General features: G+C 41.1%; 11 protein-coding genes. 7 read left to right on the forward strand and 4 right to left on the reverse strand.

The window, feature by feature from the left end; translation table 11 throughout:
• The first annotated feature begins 223 nt into the window (after nt 1-223).
• Nucleotides 224-6,142, forward strand: coding sequence for a PKD domain-containing protein (locus WD048_09295; protein MEX0812401.1), 5,919 nt, complete (start codon nt 224-226; stop codon nt 6,140-6,142).
• 206 nt (nt 6,143-6,348) lie between these two features.
• Here the strand turns inward: WD048_09295 and WD048_09300 are convergent, their stop codons facing one another.
• Nucleotides 6,349-7,806 carry a T9SS type A sorting domain-containing protein gene (locus tag WD048_09300; protein ID MEX0812402.1) on the reverse strand — a complete coding sequence of 486 codons (1,458 nt, stop codon included), beginning with the start codon at nt 7,804-7,806 and terminating at the stop codon, nt 6,349-6,351.
• Between the two features lie 62 nt (nt 7,807-7,868).
• Entirely contained in the window at nt 7,869-10,130 is a 2,262-nt protein-coding gene (locus WD048_09305; GenBank protein MEX0812403.1) for a TonB-dependent receptor, read from the reverse strand.
• Nucleotides 10,131-10,261: 131 nt separating this feature from the next.
• Between WD048_09305 and WD048_09310 the strand changes: the two genes are divergently transcribed.
• The 3 genes from WD048_09310 to WD048_09320 all read left to right on the forward strand — a co-directional run bounded on the left by WD048_09310 (nt 10,262) and on the right by WD048_09320 (nt 14,095).
• Nucleotides 10,262-11,197, forward strand: coding sequence for an alpha/beta hydrolase (locus WD048_09310; GenBank protein MEX0812404.1), 936 nt, complete (start codon nt 10,262-10,264; stop codon nt 11,195-11,197).
• A gap of 88 nt (nt 11,198-11,285) precedes the next feature.
• Entirely contained in the window at nt 11,286-12,422 is a 1,137-nt protein-coding gene (locus WD048_09315; protein ID MEX0812405.1) for an ATP-binding protein, read from the forward strand.
• 218 nt (nt 12,423-12,640) lie between these two features.
• Complete coding sequence (locus tag WD048_09320; protein ID MEX0812406.1) at nt 12,641-14,095, forward strand: T9SS type A sorting domain-containing protein; 1,455 nt, start codon at nt 12,641-12,643, stop codon at nt 14,093-14,095.
• Here the strand turns inward: WD048_09320 and WD048_09325 are convergent, their stop codons facing one another.
• Both WD048_09325 and WD048_09330 read right to left on the reverse strand, forming a co-directional pair.
• Nucleotides 14,096-15,355, reverse strand: coding sequence for an FAD/NAD(P)-binding oxidoreductase (locus tag WD048_09325; GenBank protein ID MEX0812407.1), 1,260 nt, complete (start codon nt 15,353-15,355; stop codon nt 14,096-14,098). It abuts the gene before it with no gap.
• 105 nt (nt 15,356-15,460) lie between these two features.
• On the reverse strand, nt 15,461-15,982 hold the full coding sequence (locus WD048_09330; protein ID MEX0812408.1) for a CopD family protein: 522 nt from the start codon (nt 15,980-15,982) through the stop codon (nt 15,461-15,463).
• A gap of 228 nt (nt 15,983-16,210) precedes the next feature.
• Here WD048_09330 and atpD point away from each other — a divergent pair, with 228 nt between their 5' ends.
• From atpD to WD048_09345, 3 genes are all read left to right on the forward strand, one after another.
• Nucleotides 16,211-17,728 carry a F0F1 ATP synthase subunit beta gene (gene atpD / locus WD048_09335; GenBank protein ID MEX0812409.1) on the forward strand — a complete coding sequence of 506 codons (1,518 nt, stop codon included), beginning with the start codon at nt 16,211-16,213 and terminating at the stop codon, nt 17,726-17,728.
• Between the two features lie 14 nt (nt 17,729-17,742).
• Nucleotides 17,743-18,036 (forward strand): F0F1 ATP synthase subunit epsilon, encoded by a 294-nt coding sequence (locus WD048_09340; protein ID MEX0812410.1) that lies wholly within the window; start codon nt 17,743-17,745, stop codon nt 18,034-18,036.
• Between the two features lie 418 nt (nt 18,037-18,454).
• Nucleotides 18,455-19,840: a c-type cytochrome gene (locus WD048_09345; protein ID MEX0812411.1), complete on the forward strand. Its 1,386-nt coding sequence runs from the start codon at nt 18,455-18,457 to the stop codon at nt 19,838-19,840.
• Nucleotides 19,841-19,846 lie beyond the last annotated feature (6 nt).

Raw genomic sequence — 19,846 nt, forward strand, 5'->3', positions numbered from 1 at the left:
ACACTGGAGACAGTAAAGCTCTTATTCAGAAGTCAGATAAGCCCTGCAACGCAGCTCTTTCGGATTTCCGAATCCGAAAGCAATATTCATGGATTTGTAATCCATTTCAAATGCCCTGGTGAAATAACTGAATTGAAAATTGTCTTACATCCAGTTTCAATTCCAAATTCATATTCTCTATGAGTTTTCTTATTTTTAAAAAATATTTACCATACTGAAAACCATGCTATTCGTGAATTATATGTCTTTTCCCTATCTATTTTTGATTGCTTTCTTTTCGGGATTTTTGTTAATGCCTACCGCATTAAGCGCCCAGCACAACCATGAACAATGCGGCACCATGCATGCTGATAGTGTGTTGCGTCAAAAACACAATCTGCCGAGCTTAAAGGATTTCGAACAATGGCTGGCCCCCAAAATTGCCAACAGGCAGAACCAAAGAAACAGCCTGGGGCGTTTTTCAGGACCGGATGTTTATACTTTGCCGGTGATTGTGCATGTGGTGCACAATGGCGATCCGGTAGGAAGCAATGAAAACATCAGCGCAGCACAGGTCTATTCACAGATTGATGTTTTGAATGAAGATTTCAGAAGGCTAAATCCCGATACCGGGAATGCTCCTGCCAATTTCCAGGCTGTGGCCTCAGATGTGGGAATTGAATTTTGCCTGGCACAGATCGACCCCAGTGGTAATGTACTGTCAGAGCCTGGAATCAACAGGTACAATGGAGGGCAGGCAACCTGGGGCAGCACCAATGATATTGACAACAATTTGAAACCGGCTACCATCTGGAATCCCGATCAGTATTTTAATATCTGGGTGGTGGATTTTGGCAATACCGGATTGCTGGGCTATGCGCAATTTCCCTCACTTTCAGGTTTAGGAGGAATGCCCGGAAATGGCGGACCTGCCAATTCTGACGGGATTGTTTGCCTGTACCGCGCATTTGGCACCACCGGAAATGTAAGTGCCCCGAGCAATGGCGGAAGAACAGCCACGCACGAAGCCGGGCACTGGTTGGGATTAAGGCATATCTGGGGAGATGGTGGATGTGGAACTGACGATTTCTGTGCAGATACGCCTGAATCTGATGATTCAAACCGGGGATGCCCCACTACCGTTAACTGTGGCACCCAGGATATGGTGCAGAATTATATGGACTACACCAATGATGCCTGCATGAATATTTTTACCGAAGACCAGGTAGCCCGTATGCGAACGGTAATGCTGAACAGCCCGAGGAGAGGCATTTTGGCCAATTCCATGGTTTGCCAGGCGCTTGATCAGTACACATTGAGCGGGCAGGTGCGCGATGCAAGTACATTGAACGGCATTGCCAATGCCGAAGTGTTGATCGATGGTTCCTTTGATTACAATGTAACTGCCGATGCGCTGGGCAATTTCAGCATTGATGTTTTTGAAGGTACTTATGATATCTATGCCGGAAAATGGAGTTATGTGACCAATGTAAACACCGGTATTAGTGTTTTGGCAAATACGGGGCCTGTCTATATTGATTTGGAAACTGGTTGGTACGATGATTTTCTCTTTGATTTCAACTGGACAGAAAGCGGTAATGCTACAACAGGAAACTGGGAAAGAGGCGCACCAATCGGCACTGATTTTAATGGAGAACCCTGTAATTCAGGAAGTGATGTGGCCAATGATTATGGAGACCAGGCTTTTGTTACCGGCAATGGCGGGGGCAATGCAGGAACAGATGATGTGGATGATGGCACAACCACCCTTACTTCCCCTGTATTTGACCTGAGCAGCTATTCCGAACCGTTTATCAGCTATTACCGATGGTTCTACAATTCAGGGGGAACCGGAACACCCAACGACAGCCTGATTGTAAGGTTGACCAATGGCGTAAATACTGAAGTGATTGATCTGCTGGATGTCAATTCACCCAACAGCAACCAGTGGAATTTCAACGAAATCAAAGTCAGTGATTACATGGCTCCTACGGCCAATATGCAGCTTATCGTTGAAGCTTTTGACAAACCCTCGGTGGGACACCTGGTAGAAGCCGGTTTGGATTTGTTCAAGGTGGTAGATTCCGTGATCAATCAGAATGCACCTCCTGTGACTAATTTCGGTGCAGCACCCCGGACCATTTGTGCCGGTGATACCGTGCAGTTTACAGATCTTTCAAGCAATACACCCACTGCCTGGAACTGGACTTTCCAGGGAGGCAATCCTGCTTCAAGTTCAGCGGAAAACCCTGCGGTGATCTATAATTCCCCGGGTGTTTATGAGGTCTCGCTTACTGCATCCAATACCTATGGCCAGGACACAAAAACCGAATCGGCCTATATTACGGTTGAAGGAGTGTCTGCAGATTTTACGGCCAATATTACCGATGGTTGCCCTGGTATTACGGTTCAATTTTCTGATCTATCCACTTGCGATGTTATTTCCTACAACTGGAATTTTCCCGGTGGAACACCCGTTACTTCAACCGACCCGAATCCTGTGGTTACCTATAATTCTGTAGGCGATTTCGATGTATCGCTCACGGTGAATGGCCCCAACAGTTTTGATACACATACTGAATTTGATTTTATCTCAATTGGCACCGGAATGGTAAATGTCTTTTTTGAAGACTTTGAATCAGAAAGTTTTGCCACCAATAACTGGACCATTGACAATCCGGACAATGCCATCACATGGGACATATATTCCGTTGACGGTACCCAAAGTGGCACTTTTGCTGCCGGCATTAATTTTTACTCCTACAACAATGCCATTGGAGCTGAAGACGGTCTGATTACTCCTGTGCTGAATCTTGGCAATATTATCAATACGGAGTTGAATTTCGATCATGCATTTAGAAGGTATTCACAAAACCAACAGGATTCATTGAAAATTTTGGTTTCTACCGATGGAGGGAATACCTACCCGAATATTGTCTTTGCCCGTGCAGAGGACGGAACAGGCAGCTTTGCAACCAATGCTACTACCACAGCAGATTTTTATCCCTCTGCCACTGATGATTGGTGTTTTGGGGGAACCATAGGTGCAAGCTGCTTTACCGTTGATCTCAGTGCTTTTGATCAAATGAACAATGTGCGTCTGAAGTTTTTGTCTGTAAATGATTATGGCAATAACCTTTACCTCGACAATATTGATGTTAGCGGGGAATGTACCGCTATTGATTTATCGCCCATTGCTGATTTCACTTCAAATGTAACGGAAGTTTGTGAAGGTGGAACAGTTGATTTTACCGATATTTCACAAAAAAACCCGGATACCTGGAACTGGAGTTTTCCCGGTGGAACACCAAACTCTTCATCAAGCCAAAATCCAAGCGTAAGCTACAATACGCCCGGAAATTACCCGGTAACACTTGCAGTCAGCAATCCCGATGGCAGTGATACCACTACGGTAAGCGGATACATTACGGTATATGAAAGCCCATCAGCAATTGTTTCAGGTGATGAGCCTTTGTGTTTTGGCAATACAAATGGAACAGTTTCCGTAAATGCAAGTGGTGGAACTGCTCCTTATACCTATGAATGGAATTCAGGAGAAACCACTGGCACAATCACCGCTGTGGGGGCAGGTAATTTTTTAGTAACTGTTACGGATGCAAATAATTGTACGGCAAGTGACAGCTATACTTTGAGCCAGCCCGATAGTTTAACCCTAAATATCAGTGGAAATGCTGCCTATTGTGGCAACAGCAATGGTTCCGCTTCAGTACAGGTTTCGGGTGGTACGGCTCCTTATGTCTATTCATGGAGTACAGGCGACAATACAGCGTCCCTTGATTTTCTTTCGGGAGGTAATTATTCAGTAACCGTTACCGACAACAACAATTGCAGTAAAACCGCTACCATAACAATCCAGGATATACAGGTCAATCTGAACCTTGATTTGCTTGTAACTCCCCTTACATGTAACAATGGAAGTGATGCTGCCCTGGATCTGAATGTTTCGGGTGGTGCTGCTCCCTATCACTACAATTGGAACACTGGCGATAGTACAGCTTCGATCAGCAACCTGGGTGCAGGCGCATTTGCGGTAACGGTAAGGGACAGCAACTTCTGTACTGCTGATACTTCGGTTAGCATATCGAATCCTGCCGGATTGAATGTTAATGCCCAAACGACAGATGCAAGTTGTGGCAATAGCGATGGAAGCATTACGGTAAATGTTTCCGGAGGAACATCCCCTTATGATTTTGACTGGAGCAATGGTGATACTTCCGCAACGATCAGCAACCTGGCTTCCGGCAATTATGAATTGACCATTACAGATGCACAATCCTGTAGCGAGATTTATTCCTATTCCATTAATAATGTAGGAGGGCCTTCTGTTCAGGCCAGTATTGACAGTATTTCCTGCAATGGCAGTGCTGACGGAAATATCAGCCTTTCGGTTTCCGGAGGAACTGCTCCTTATTCATTTGACTGGAGTACCAATGCCACCGATAGTTTTATCAATAATCTTTCAGCTGGAACTTATTCGGTGACTGTTAGTGATCAAAACAATTGCAATACCATCAGAACCTATCTGTTAAATAATCCTGACCCAATTCAGTTGAATGAACAAATTACTAACTCTGCTTGTGATACTGCTGATGGAGCAATCAATCTTGTTGTTCAAAATGGGACAGCACCATACCAGGCAAGCTGGAGCAATGGTGCCAATGGCCTGTCTGTCAATAATCTCCCGGCTGGAAATTATACTGTTACCGTGACAGATGCCAATACCTGTGAACAAACGGCAAGCTATTCGGTAGCTACATTAAGTGGACCATCGGTACAATTGACCCTTGTGGATGTAGATTGCAATAGTGCAGCAAGCGGAGCTGCTTCTTTAAATCCTTCAGGTAGCGGCCCCTTCCAGTATCTGTGGTCAAATGGCAATACCGACTCTATCAACAGCAATTTAAGTGAAGGGGTGTATTCCTTCACGGTTACCGATGCCAATGGCTGTGAAAAAGCGGATACTTTCAACATATCAGAACCACAGCCTATACAGGTAAATGCTACTATTTCAGATGCTACCTGTGGCCAATCGGATGCTTCGATTACAGTTAATGTGACCGGAGGAACATCACCCTATACTTATTTGTGGAGCACCGGCCAGGTGAGTAAAACAATCAGCAACCTTCAGTCGGGCAATTACGAATTGACTGTTACCGATGCCATGGGCTGCACAAGGTTCAGGAGCTATAATGTAAATGATGCAGGAGGTGCAAATCTGATTGCGGTTAAAACAGATGTTTCCTGTTCAGGGGCTTCAGATGGCAGTATTGATTTGAGCCTGAGCGGAGGAGTGCCACCATACAATTATAACTGGTCGAATGGCTCAAGCAGCCAAGATATCTCTGGTTTAAGCCCGGGTTCCTATTCAGTAACAGTTACAGATGCGGCAGGCTGTTCATCAGTAGCATCTTCTATTATCCGCAGTCCTGATCCACTTAGTATAGGTTTTTCTATAAAGAATGTGCAGTGTGGCGAAAAATTGGGCGAAGTCATACCACAGGTCAGCGGTGGTTCTGGATCCTATAATTTCAACTGGTCAACTGGTGCTGATGATTCTGTTTTTGTTGAAGTAGCAGGAACTTACGAACTCACTGTTACGGATGACAATTTGTGTACTTTGCTGGATACGCTAATGATAGAAGAATTGAACCTGGATATTGACTTGCAAATCGCTGCCGACAGTGGGCAGTCAAACGGCTCGGTGCTGGTAGATGTAAATGGTGGTACTCCTCCATACAGCTATACCTGGCTGGATACTACATTGAGTGGTAATTCTGCAAGTGACCTGGCAGCGGGCACATATGTGTTGATCGTAAAGGATTCCCTGGCTTGCGATGCAAGGGTGGAGATTGAGATTCCGTTGTTTTCTTCCATTGGAATGCCGACAGGTCAGGCAGACATCCATTTGGATTTGTACCCAAACCCCAACTCAGGTGATTTTGTGGTGAAATTACAGCCATTGAACGAGGCATTGCAGTTTGAAATGTACAATACCCTGGGCAAACTCTTGAATGCCGGGCAAATCAATGCAGGCAGTTCTACCTATAATTTTAATTATAGGCATGCAGCCGCTGGCATTTATTTTTTACGATTCAGAAATGCAGAAATAGATATTGTCAGGAAGGTGATTATTTCTGATTGATTATAGCCGGGCAGGTATCACAAAATCCTAATTTGGGTTTATCCCAAGACTTCCAAAGTCTCAAAGACTTTGGAAGTCTTATTATTAAACCGTAGCGAGGGCGCTACGGATAGAGTGGGGATCAATTCATCCAATGGCGCTAATTTAGATATTTATACAAACCTGAATGGATCATTACAAGTGCATCAATAGAAATAACTTAACAATTATTTGGAAATAACCAATTGCTTGTTTGTCCTTGAGGCTTCCCTAACCCAACTCACAACATAATATCCAGGCGCTAAATTGCTTATGTCAATTAGCATCTGTTCCTTTTCACTGCTCATTTCTTTTTCAAAATGAACCTTTCCCAGTGCATCAAATATCATAATCTTCCCCGATTCGCCAGTATAGTCCTGTTCTGTTTTTACGATTACAAGTTCGCTGGCAGGATTGGGAAACAATTCAAATTTTCCAGATAAAGGAATCTCAGAAACATCAGTTGTATTGCAATCTGTTTTTTTACCGTCAAAAAAGCTTTTGGCACTGATAAAACAAAGTTGAGCACAATCGTTATGATTTAAATTGCCAAAATCCTGTTTAGTGACATCAGGAGCCCCATTGGCTGTCCATGAGTCATAGGCCCGTTCTGAGTTGACATAAGAGACTTGGTCATCGCCTGTACAATAATAAAGTTTCACACTGCCCTGTGGTGTCCAATTCAGCATTTCGTTTTCTTCCAATAGTACCCGTAAAGGATGATTGGGGTTGTTCGTGAAATTTGTCACTGTACTATCCATGACCATATGCTTTGGAACAGGTGTGCTTTGATTGTTGATATAGCCAATGGAATAATCTTTTGAATAGAACAATGCCGGCATTAAAGAATCATAGGGCGGCTTCAATATCTGGGAAACGCTGTCATACAATGTTCCGTATTGATCCTGGTAGGCAAGAATAATATAAGGCAGATAGCCCGGTGTGGGGTAAACACTGTCAGAAGCCATCAGATCTACCTGAGCTCCGGCCATGTCATATGCCCCTGACATTGGAGCGGCCGCAGTTACCGTATATTCATCCGGATATTCTTCTTCAATCAATCTTTGAGTGGCGGCTACTGCATAACCACCTTGCGAATAGCCAAAAAGAAATAGTTGTTCATTAAACCCTATTTCCAGTTCATTCAAAATTTCTTCTGTAGCCCTGATCATGTTTAAGGAGGTATTGCCCTGGGAAAAAGCGTGTTGATAGGGATGGATCACTACTTTAGGGTCAGCAATGCCAAGCCCGATATAATCCGGCATAGCTACGGCATATCCAGTAGCAGCAAATATAGAACCGATCTCCCACTGTCCTCCAGCTTTAGTGCTTGCCCCTTTTAATTGCTTTGCTGTAGTGCCATGTGCATAGGAAGCGATAGGCACCGGGCAATCCGTATTTCTCGGAATAGCCAGTCCTGCAGAGGCCTGCACAAGTGAATCTGGGTGTTTGTATGGTGTTAAATAAATTACCCGGTAATAATCAACTTCATACTCAAGCTGAATGAGCCCCGAAGGTGCTTCGGCATCGGCCAGAATATCCTCCAGTTCAGAAATGGTAAATGAATCAATTTTTTCATAGGAAATAATTTGTGCTGAAAGTGCTGATGAAATCAATACAAATAATCCAAGGGTAAATTTGCGCATATTGAATGTTTTAGAGCACTAAAATACACAATCTATACTTGAAATTCACAGATAATAAAGAGCTAAAAAGTAATCCCAACATTCAGACGAAAATTCCTACCCATATTGTGAATACCAAATGGACGGGTGAGCGCAATATGGTCAAAGTATGTTTTGTTGAGCAGATTGTGAACATAGAGCTGCACATTCAGGCTGAATTTGCCCAAGGGGAAATTAGCACCGACAGAAAAGTGCAGCAGGTGATAAGCCGGAGTCCTAAGTTCGTCATCGGCAATCCGATTTTGAGCCATTACATTATTCATGCGTACTGCCAAAAAAGGTGTTTCCATAAATTTATACCGGTCTTTCACAAGTTTTATTTCGGTGAAAAACTTATTGGCGGGTATAAGTGGTAAATCGGATTGGTCTGAAGTACGTTTTCCCCGCACATAAGAAAAAGAAGATTTCATTTTAAGAAAAGGAAGGGATTCGGGGTGTATTCTAAAACCCGATTCACCACCATACAGCATCGCATTGTCTTGTTGGAATTGCCATACATTGAGATCATTGATCTGTTCTCCTGTAGGAGAGAAGTAGATGTAATTGCTGATATAATTGTAAAATCCTGCTACATCAAAAGAAAAATTACTTGAATTGATATGATAGCTCAAGTCCGCTTCCAAATTCTGTTCCCTTTGAAAATTTTCATTGCCTTTTTCAAAACGTGTTGTTCCCGGGTGTTCACCATTAGAAAACAGTTCGGCCAGGTCAGGTGCTCTAAACCCACTCGATAAATTCCCTTTGAGGTACATGTTTTTGTTTGGGATAAAAGTAAGTCCGGCAGATCCGCTGAAACCACTAAAGCTGCGGTTCATTTCTCCTTCTTTCGGATTGCCTGGAAGAATGTATCCATTCAGCTCTTTGTCATTTGCAATAACTTTGCGGTAATCATAGCGTCCTCCGGCCTGTATCTTCCATTTTCCCAAATCGTAATTGACCAGTGCAAATATGGAATTGTCATAGAGCCATGCATCGGGCATAAGAATATCCAGCGCGCCTTCATAGTTTTTATTGTTTTGTAAAAAACCCTGGAAACCGATGGTGTATTCCCCTTTAGAATGCGGAGAAAACAGGTATTTAATATCGTAAGAACTTGTTGATAGTCTTAGCCCCAGGTCAATAGTGTCAAAAGCAGTTTCTATTTCTTCTCGCAGGTTAATGTGATGTCCCAGGTTGATATAAAGCTTAGATGCCTTGAAAAATAATTTGTTTTGGAGTGTGAAAATATGGTCGTTCAGGTTTTGAAAGGGCAATTGCATTTTCCTGTCATTGCGACTTGTGGCAAGACTTTCCTGCATTTCAGTATCGGAAATAATACCCGGTTTTTGCCCTGAATAGGTGTAAGAAAAACGAGAGGAGCCGTGATTTCTGATTATTCCAAAATCAAGGTTTATATTCTTTGAACTAAAGCGCGAGTTGCCAATTGTTCTTCCTGTTCCGCTTTTATAATCCGCATGATTTTGAATGTTTTTGCGCAATATCCAGAAGAATCCATTTTCGCCAGTTCCTTTAATTCCCAATGAAGAATTCAGCCCAAGTGAATTGGAATAACCAGAGATGGTATAATCCCCCTCTATTTTTCCGCTAATGGCCGGTTTTTCATCAATCAAATTAATCACGCCACCCAATGCACCCGATCCGTAAATCAATGAAGCAGGGCCTTTAATAACTTCAATCCGGTCTATTCCATTGTTGTCAAGGCCAATGCCGTGATCTTCACCCCACTGTTGGTTTTCAAAGCGCATCCCCCTGTAGATCGTCATAATGCGGCTGAATGAGAGGCCGCGAATAACAGGTTTTCCAATACCACTTCCAAAACTGATCTGGTCAATACCGGGCCTTTCGCTCAAAGCATCCATCATTCCGATATTTCCACTTTCCGATATTTCTTTTTTACTTATGCTTTCAATCTGAAAAGGGGTCTCTTCTTTGCGTGATGTACGTGCTCCTGAAACCACGATTTCATCAATAGTGACATTGCTTTTATTTAAATGAATATTTAGGACTTCTTCCTGGGGAATATTGCTTTTAATGGTTTTTGAACTGTACCCAACTGCAGAAATCTGAACATAATAAGTACCGGCCTTAATATTTTTGAACTCAAAATATCCTTTCTCATTGCTTATGCTCCCTCGCATTAATTCAGGAATATATACTGATATTCCGCTCAGTGGATTTTCATTTTCCTGCTCATATACATAGCCCGATAAAGCTTGGGCAAATACTGTATTATTTAGAACAGAAAATAAAATAAGCAGTGTAAATAGAATTGTTTTTCTTTTCATTTTTAAGGCAGCATTATCTTATTTTTAGACAAAGCTAAAAATATTTTATCACAAAACGAAAGTGGTAAAAAATAAATTTAGGGTATCTTTGGGCGGATACTTAGTTTATCTAATCATTTCAGATTTTCCCTATGAACTGGAAAACAAAATTGGTACTGCAGTTTACCAAGCTGAAAAAGCCCATTGATGGCAGTGCTGCTATTAACATTCACAAATTGAGGAAAAATGCGGCATCCGGAGCCAGGTTGGGCAGTCTTCTTTTTGATGAAAAAATTAAAATCAAAGGGCTGAAGGATACCGAGGCAGATGGAGTTCCCATAAGGATTTACAGAGACAGCGATGAAACGGATTTACCCGTAATGATTTACTATCACGGTGGCGGTTTTGTGGTACTTGATCTCGATTCACACGATAGGGTGTGCAGGCGCTTGTGCAAGATGAACAATTGCATTGTGGTTTCCGTAGATTATCGCTTGGCGCCCGAGCACAGTTTTCCATTGGCCCATGATGATGCTTTTACGGCTATCAATTGGGTTTTAAATCATATTGGCGAATACAGGGGAAATCCTGAAAAGTTGATTTTGGCCGGAGACAGTGCCGGTGGAAATTTGGCGGCATGCATGGCACATCGCTGCAAAAGGGAGCAAATTCCGGTAAAGGCCCAGATTTTGATTTATCCTTGGATAGATGGGAAAATGGACAATCCTTCCATAGAGCGAAATGGCGAAGGCTATATGTTGACCAAAGACGCTTTGTTTTGGTATCGCGAACAATATACTCCCAATCCGGAAGATCAATGCAGGCCAGAGGTTTCACCCTGTTATGAAAAGGATTTTAAAGGACTGCCTCCAGCTTTTGTACTTACCGCTGAATTCGATCCACTATTGGACGATGGCAAAAAATATTTCGACCAACTGAAAAGAGCGGGTAATAATGGGCTTTACAAAGAATATCCCAATATGATCCACGGCTTTTTCAATATGCCCAAAATCAGTCCCGATGCCTTGCAGGCCTATAAGGATATCCAGATATTTTTGAACCTAGCACTGGCTGAAAGTAAATCCTAATAGAAAAATTAGTAGTAATTTTTCGGTTGTAATAGGAATATTTGTACAAATATTTCGGTTATAATAGGAAAATTCATAGTTTTATCAAATGGATACTACTAAAAGAATTGCTGAAAAAGATATACAAAATTGGTTTTTCAAGTCAAAAGTATTGGTCGTAACAGGGGCAAGGCAAGTAGGAAAAACCACCATGTTGCAAAACATACTTTCTGAAAAAGAACAAGTTTTGTGGCTGAATGCAGATGAAACCGCTACTAGAGAAAGGCTTCAGGAGCATAATTTAAGTGCGCTGAAAGGAATAGTGGGCAATTATAAAATTATTGTAATTGATGAAATACAAAGGGTTAGAAATTCGGGCTTATTGCTAAAGTTGCTTGTCGATAATTTCAAGGACATTCAAGTTTTAGCAACAGGTTCATCTGCCTTGGATATTTCCGAAACTGTTTTTGAGCCTCTTACTGGCAGACATTTGCTTTTTCATCTTTACCCTTTTTCGCTTGCTGAAATTTATCCTTCAAAATCTTCATTCGAAATTGAACAGCAATTGCCATTTCATTTGACTTATGGCAACTATCCTGAAATTTGCAACCAAAGAGCAGATGCAGAAAAACTTTTGAAAAATCTGTCAGCGCAATATTTGTATAAAGATGTGTTGGTATGGAAAGACATAAGAAAGCCTGAATTGCTTGATAAATTACTCAAATTGTTGTCCTATCAAGTTTGTTCAGAAGTGTCTTTACATGAACTGAGCAATCAATTACAAGTCCGGTCTGAAACGGTGGAGACCTATATCGATTTACTTGAAAAGTCTTTTGTGATTTATCGGCTTCCTGCATATAGCACGAATGCTAGAAAAGAAGTGACCAAAATGCATAAAATACTGTTTTGGGACAATGGAATTAGAAATGCCGTGATTGATAATTTTGATGATTTACAATTGCGGAATGATCAGGGGCAGCTTTGGGAAAACTTCATGATTGGTGAACGTATGAAAATGAATGCTTGGCTTAATTCGGACACGAAAAGTTTTTTTTGGCGCAATTACAATCAAAGTGAAGTAGATTATTTAGAAACCAAAAAGGGTGAAATCAAAGCTTTTGAAATGAAGTGGAATTTTAATAAAAATCAGAAGGTGAGCAGGGCTTTTACAAATGCTTATCCAAATGCAGCTACAGATGTAATTCATCCGAGAAATTTTGTGGAATTTTGTCGCATAAATTCCTAAAATACCGATGGTGGCAAAAGAGTTGGTTTTGTATCAAAAACAATACACTCCCAACCCGGAAGATCAATACAAGCCAAAAGGATATTCATCGGTTTTTAGGAACCTTGTAAAACACGCTTAAAAAGTTTGAAAGTAGAAATTACTTATAAGACCCCCCCTGTGTAGTTTGATTATTGATAACCCTTTGATTTCAGTAAATTAGTGGAAATTAAGTTGTTGTGAAAAATATAAGCCTTATTGCTTTATTGATGCTTGTGTTATTCCATGCGCACAATGCGCAGGAATGGCTACGCCCATTAGATTTTACAGCACCTGATCAATCTAACGCCCGGCTAAGTACTACTGAAATTTTTCAAAACAGCATCAATAAAAATTTAAACTGTGAGAATTGTTTAGCAAAAAAACAAGCTGACAATGCTTATCCCTGGGATACGGTATTGTGTTTTAAGTGGAACAAGGATGATTGGTTGTACTATGATATGCGTGTTTTGACTTTTGATGACCAAGGCAATATTACCCAAAATGTATCAATTTTTTTTGATGAGTTTGGATGGAAAAAATATAAAAGATCGATTTATGAGTATAATCCTGAAGGAAATTTAACCTATGGCCTAAGTCAGAGAAAAAATGGCGGATCGTGGGAAAATGATATGCAATCAATTAATGAATATGATGCTGAGGGCAATCTAACAAATGCAGTTAGACAATCCTGGAAAAACGACAGGTGGGAAAACAATAACAGGCAGATTTATGAATATGATAATCAAGGAAATTTAGCAAGTGGGTATTATCAAACATGGGGAAATTCCAAATGGAACAATTATGCAAAATCAATATTCTCCTACAATAAAGACAATTTAAGGGATACAACATACAGTTACAGTTGGGATGGCAATAAATGGAAGCTTAGATCAAAATCAATTACAGAATATGATGATAATGAAAATGTGTTATACCGTCTCAGCCAAACATGGGAAGATTCTTTATGGGTGAACAACAATCGGTACATCAACACTTATAATTCAGATAGTCAACAAACCAGATATACAAGCCAATTTTGGAATGGCGTGTTTTGGGCAAATGATGAAAGGGCAATTTACACCTACACTCCTGCAGGTAAGAGAACAAAAATTTTGTACCAGGAAGGCGATGGATTGTATTGGGATAATGACGAGCAAATTATTTACATGCATGACACGGTTCAAAATTCAGGCACTCAATATATCAATGTGGCAATATCCCAATACTGGGAGGGAATGGCCTGGAAGAATGCATCCAGGAATATCAGCACAGTCAATTCTGAAGGAACTTTTCGGGAATACATAACCCAATATTGGGAAAACAATACCTGGGAAAATCAGGAAAAATGTCAATATGGAAATATCGGACTCCCTGAGGGAATTGTTATACCACAACCTGAAATAGACATCAAAGTATCGGTTTATCCCAATCCATTTATTGAAAGCACCACTTTTAGCTTAGAGGGAATTTATCAAATCAGGGAGCCTGCAGAACTTAGGATTTATAATCTGCTGGGACAAGAAGTTGAAAGGGAGTCAATTACCCAAAACAGATATGTTTTTTCAAGAGAGGCCCTTTCTTCTGGTATTTATATATACAAAATCAGGGTTGCAGGAAAATTAATTGCAAGTGGAAAGTTGGTGGCTGAATGATCAGGCCATTCCTTTCAGCATAAAATTCCAGTACATAAATGGCAACCCATACTTCTTAAGCAACCACATGCTGTATTGTTCCTTGCTGGTATCCAAAAATTTAGAGATCAATGGATCGCTGTCCCTTACATTTTCATATTTGAATTCTGCAAGCAGCATTTTTCCATATCCGGTGATGATGGGGCAAGAGGAATAGCCTTGATATATTTCATTCCCTAGTTGATTGTTTTGGATCATTTCCAAAAGATTATTGACCACTACAGGGGCTTGCTTGCGAATGGCGGCCCCGGTTTTGGCAGTGGGCAGTGCCGCTACATCTCCCAGGGCAAAAATATTTCCAAAACGCTTGTGCTGCAAAGTGTAAATATCTACATCTACCCAGCCTTTGTTATTTCCTTCCTGCACCGCTACTTCTGATTTCTGGATAAATTCCGGTGCAGATTGAGGTGGTGCCAGATGCAGCATATCATAGGGAATGCTAACGGCACCTTCCTCGTAGTGTTCGTCTATTTTTGTCAAATTGCTTTGTGGGCTGTTTTCAAATTTTTCTTTGTCAAATTGATAAACTACTTCCTGCTTTTCAGCATCTATTTTTACAGGGCGATGGAATGGCCGGAATACCACATCTTTTTCCTTGATGATTTCTTCCAGTCTTTTGGCGAAAGGTTGAACACCAAAAATCACAGAACCAGGGGTAGCATAGATCATTTTGCTTTTATCCCTGATGCCTTGTTTGCGCAAATAATGCTCTGAGAGATAGAGAAATTTTTGAGGAGCACCTCCACATTTAATCGGGGTGGTAGGTTGGGTAAAAAGCGCATTTCCACCCTTGAAATTTTGTAAAGTTTTCCAGGCTTTTACAGGATCTACATACACACTGCTCACAATGTCTTTTTTCATGGCTTCTGGCAGCCCCTCCAGTAATTCGGGGCGCATGACCAAGCCGGGCGCAATGACTAGGTAATCGTATGTGAAATCACCTGATGAAGCTGTAGCAACTTTGTTTTCATTGGGTAAAACATCGCTTGCCTTGTCCTTGATCCACTTTATTCCTTTGGGGATATAATCGGCTTCATTTCTAATAGTGTCCTCATAATTATAAGTGCCGGCACCTACCAATGTCCAGGCAGGTTGATACACATGCTTATCAGAGGGCTCTATCAGACCGATTTTAAGGTTTTTGTTTTTTCTGAGTAATTGGGCAGCAACGGTAATTCCCGCTGTTCCTCCACCAATTATCAAAATTTGGTAATGGCTCATTTGTTATGTGTTTTAGCTACAAATAAGCACTTTGTTTTATGGAGATACTGTAACAAAAGTTACACCTCTATTTACTTGGGATACTTTCCAGAATAAATAGTGCGATTACCTCAGCGACTTGTAAATCTTAATTGCGCTCATCAATATTATCACAAAACAAACCAGCCCTATCAATGCATAGAAAAGACTGATTTCCTGTCTTACAACAACCAGTATGACTATCGCTACAAGGAAAATGGTAGCCATTTCATTCCACACGCGCAACTGAGTTGAGGAATATTTAAAAACACCATTTATTTGTTGTTTATAAATGCCTTGTAAAGAAAAATGGTATAAAAATAAACCAGCTACAAAGCCCAGCTTTATCCAAAGCCAAAGTGGAATTACAGGATAATACATCAGCAGCAAAAGACCAAAGACCAGCGTTAAAACAGCCGATGGCCAGGTGATGCCATAGAGCAGTCTTTTCATCATAATGCTGAATTGTGCTTGCAAAATCCTTTTTTCAGATTCCGGTTTTTCATTGGCTTCGGCATTGTATATAAACAGGCGAACCAAATAGAACAAGCCGCTGAACCAGGTTACAACAAAAATAATATGCAGTGCTTTGATGTAGAGAAAAGCCATTTTTTAAAATACCGTATCCGGCAAAGTTCGTATTATTATTTGATCTGTAAGCAAAATTGTAAGGCTATGGCCGATTCTGTATTTATACTTATGTTTTGGCCTGAAAATAAACGCAAAATTCAAAAAAGCTGAAAAGAATTACGCCACTTTGATTGTTTTATGCAAATACTTACTTTATTTTTGCGCTCGAATTTGAGCTTCTAAATACTAAATTTAAAGTAAAACAGAATGGCGAATAAAGGTTATGTTAAGCAGGTAATTGGTCCGGTTGTGGATGTGGCATTTGCTTCAGCAACGAGCACAGCAGAACTCCCACAGATTTTAAATGCACTTGAGATCACAAAAGAAGATGGTCAAAAAATTGTACTGGAATGTCAGCAGCACCTCGGTGAAGACAGTGTGCGGGCAATTGCAATGGATTCTACCGATGGTTTGACCCGCGGAATGGATGTAATTGACCTCGGTGCGCCAATTAGTATGCCTGTCGGCAACCAGGTAAAAGGCCGCTTGTTTAATGTAGTGGGAGAAACCATTGACGGACTGGGCGAAATGGAAAGCAAAGAACGTTCGCCTATTCACCGTAAACCTCCAAAATTTGAAGACCTTTCTACAGAAGAAGAAATATTATACACTGGTATCAAAGTTATTGACCTGATTGAGCCATATTCAAAAGGTGGTAAAATCGGATTGTTTGGTGGCGCAGGTGTTGGAAAAACAGTTTTGATCCAGGAATTGATCAACAATATTGCAAAAGGCTATGATGGCCTTTCCGTATTTGCCGGAGTAGGAGAGCGAACAAGAGAAGGAAACGATCTGATGCGTGAAATGCTTGAAGCCGGTATTATCAATTACGGTGAAAAATTCATGAAGTCGATGGAAGAAGGTGGCTGGGATTTGTCAGCTGTAAATAAAGAGCAACTGGAAGAATCAAAAGCAGCATTTGTTTTCGGGCAGATGAATGAACCTCCGGGTGCACGTGCAAGAGTGGCGCTTTCAGGGCTTACATTAGCCGAATATTTTCGTGATGGAGGAGAGACAAGTGCAGAGGGAGGAAAAGACATTCTTTTCTTTATCGATAATATTTTCCGTTTTACACAAGCAGGTTCTGAGGTTTCTGCCCTTTTAGGAAGAATGCCTTCAGCAGTGGGTTACCAACCTACACTCGCTACGGAAATGGGAATAATGCAGGAGCGAATAACCTCAACTAAAACAGGCTCAATCACCTCCGTACAGGCTGTTTACGTGCCAGCGGATGACTTGACAGACCCTGCACCGGCTACAACTTTCTCTCACCTTGATGCTACAACAGTATTGAGCAGAAAGATAGCTGAGCTCGGTATTTACCCGGCTGTAGATCCATTGGATTCTACTTCCAGGATACTGACTCCTGAAATTGTTGGCGATGAGCATTATAAATGTGCACAGGATGTAAAAGAGATTTTACAGCGCTATAAAGAATTGCAGGATATTATTGCCATTCTTGGAATGGATGAATTGTCGGATGAAGACAAACTCGTAGTTACAAGAGCAAGAAGAATTCAGCGTTTCCTTTCCCAACCATTCCACGTGGCCGAGCAGTTTACAGGCTTGCCGGGTGTCTTGGTATCTATTGAAGAAACCATCAGAGGCTTCAATATGATTTTGAACGGAGAAGTAGATGAATATCCCGAAGCGGCTTTTAACCTGGTAGGTGGTATTGACGAAGCCATTGAAAAAGGCAAGAAAATGCTTGCTTCAAATAAATAAGCAAAAGGAAAAAGATGCAATTAGAAATCCTCACTCCTGAACAGAATCTTTTTAAAGGTGAAGTATCGCATGTAGAATTGCCTGGTACCAATGGTTCTTTTGGCGTGCTCGACAATCACGCGCCTATGGTTTCCGGACTTGATGAAGGAGAAGTGAGGTTTCAAACTGCTTTAAAAGCCAACAGTGCTCCACTGAATAAAGCAATTAAAAAAGATGCCGGTGACTCCAACCTGTTGATCTTAGATATCAAAGGCGGTTTTGTGGAAGTGCTCAACAACAAAGTAAGTATCCTGCTTGAAAGTATCTAAGAATTGAGCAGAAGCCAAAACTGTCGATGCATCGTTTGTAATTTCAAGTGTTTTGCAAAAGCCAATGCAATTCCATAATTAGTCCGGCAGTACATTCCCTTAATTATAGGACAAAAGAAATCTGCTTATGCAAAGCACAATTCCCGCTTTTAAATAATCATATTTCAGGTTCAAACAGGTCTCAATTTAAGCTGTATAACATTTAGTTTTTTTGATTTTAGCAAAATATTTTTTTAAAAACAATAGTTTTATTGCTGCCCAAGGGCTTTTCATATTTCTGATAAACAACAACTTACAACACTATTTATAACCCTTCTAAATAAAATCTTTTTTAGCACTTTTGTTGCTCAATATTGGAAGGATAACTAACTTTGCGCCCGAGTTATTTTGACGAAATTATGACAATCTGTTGAATACGATGATATCAAACAAGCCGGCATTCCTGATTTTTTCACTCCTATTACTCTCTGCGTTACTTTTTAAAATAAATGCTCAAGATGCAGCTGCTGCTGGTTCCGATCCGGCAATTAAGGCGGGAGAGAAGATTTTTAAATCTAATTGTGCTTCCTGCCACAAGGTGAAAGGAAACCTAATCGGGCCACAATTGTATGGTGCGCCACAAAATTGGGAAGAGAATGGTGAATTTGAGGGCGAAAGTGGCCAAGAATGGCTGTACAAATGGGTGAAAAACTCCCAGTCTGTAATTGGCACAGGCCATCCTTACGCCAATCAACTGTTTGAGGAATGGAATAAATCCGTAATGACCGCTTTTGCTTCATTGAGCAATGAAGAAATCGACAATATTTTTGCTTACGTAGAATACGAAGCCAACAAAGCTCCTGCGCAAGATGTAACTGCATCTGCCGAGGGTGCTGGCGGTGCGTCCGGCTCGGGTAAATACACCGAATTGTTCTTGTACATTCTTTTAGCCTTGCTTTTGTTGATTGCGCTAATCCTATTGCGCGTATCCAATGTGCTGAACAGAATGGTATTGGAAAAAGAAGGAGAAGAAATCCCAGCTCCGGTTCCATTTTACAAAAACAAAAAGCTGATCACCACAATTGTATTGCTGCTCTTTATTTATGTAGGCAACAATATTGTGAACAGCGCCATTGATCTTGGCAGACAACAAGGATATGCGCCTGCACAGCCCATTAAATTTTCACATAAGTTACATGCCGGTTTAAACCAAATAGACTGTCAGTACTGCCACTCCGGTGCAGACCAGAGCAAGCACTCCAATATTCCTTCGGCAAATGTATGTATGAACTGCCACAAAGGGGTACAGAATGGCCCTGAACACGGAAGAAAAGAGATCGCTAAAATTTATGCAGCAATTGGCTGGAATCCTGGAAAATTGAGCTTTATTGATGATTATGCTTCAATGCCCAAAGAAGAAGCGCGTGAATTGTACAAACAATGGCTGAGCGATGACAGTGAAAAAGATTATTCCAAAGCAGATGTAGATGAAGTTTTGGCTCAGGTTCAGGAACCTATTGAGTGGGTTAGGATTCACAATTTGCCCGATCACGTGTATTTTAATCATTCACAACACGTAAATGCAGGTGATGTAGAGTGTCAGACCTGTCACGGTGCTGTGGAAGAAATGGATGTATTGCATCAAAATGCGCCTTTGTCTATGGGCTGGTGCATCAGTTGCCACAGGGAAACACCCGTTGAATTTGCGCGCAATGATTACTACAAAACCTATAAGAAATTCCACGATCAAATAAAAGAAGGAAATGTATCTAAAGTGACTGTGGAAATGATCGGTGGTACAGAGTGTCAAAAATGTCACTACTGATTTTTT

The organism is Chitinophagales bacterium (assembly GCA_040877935.1).
In the GTDB taxonomy this organism is placed as follows: Bacteria; Bacteroidota; Bacteroidia; order Chitinophagales; family CAIOSU01; genus JBBDNB01.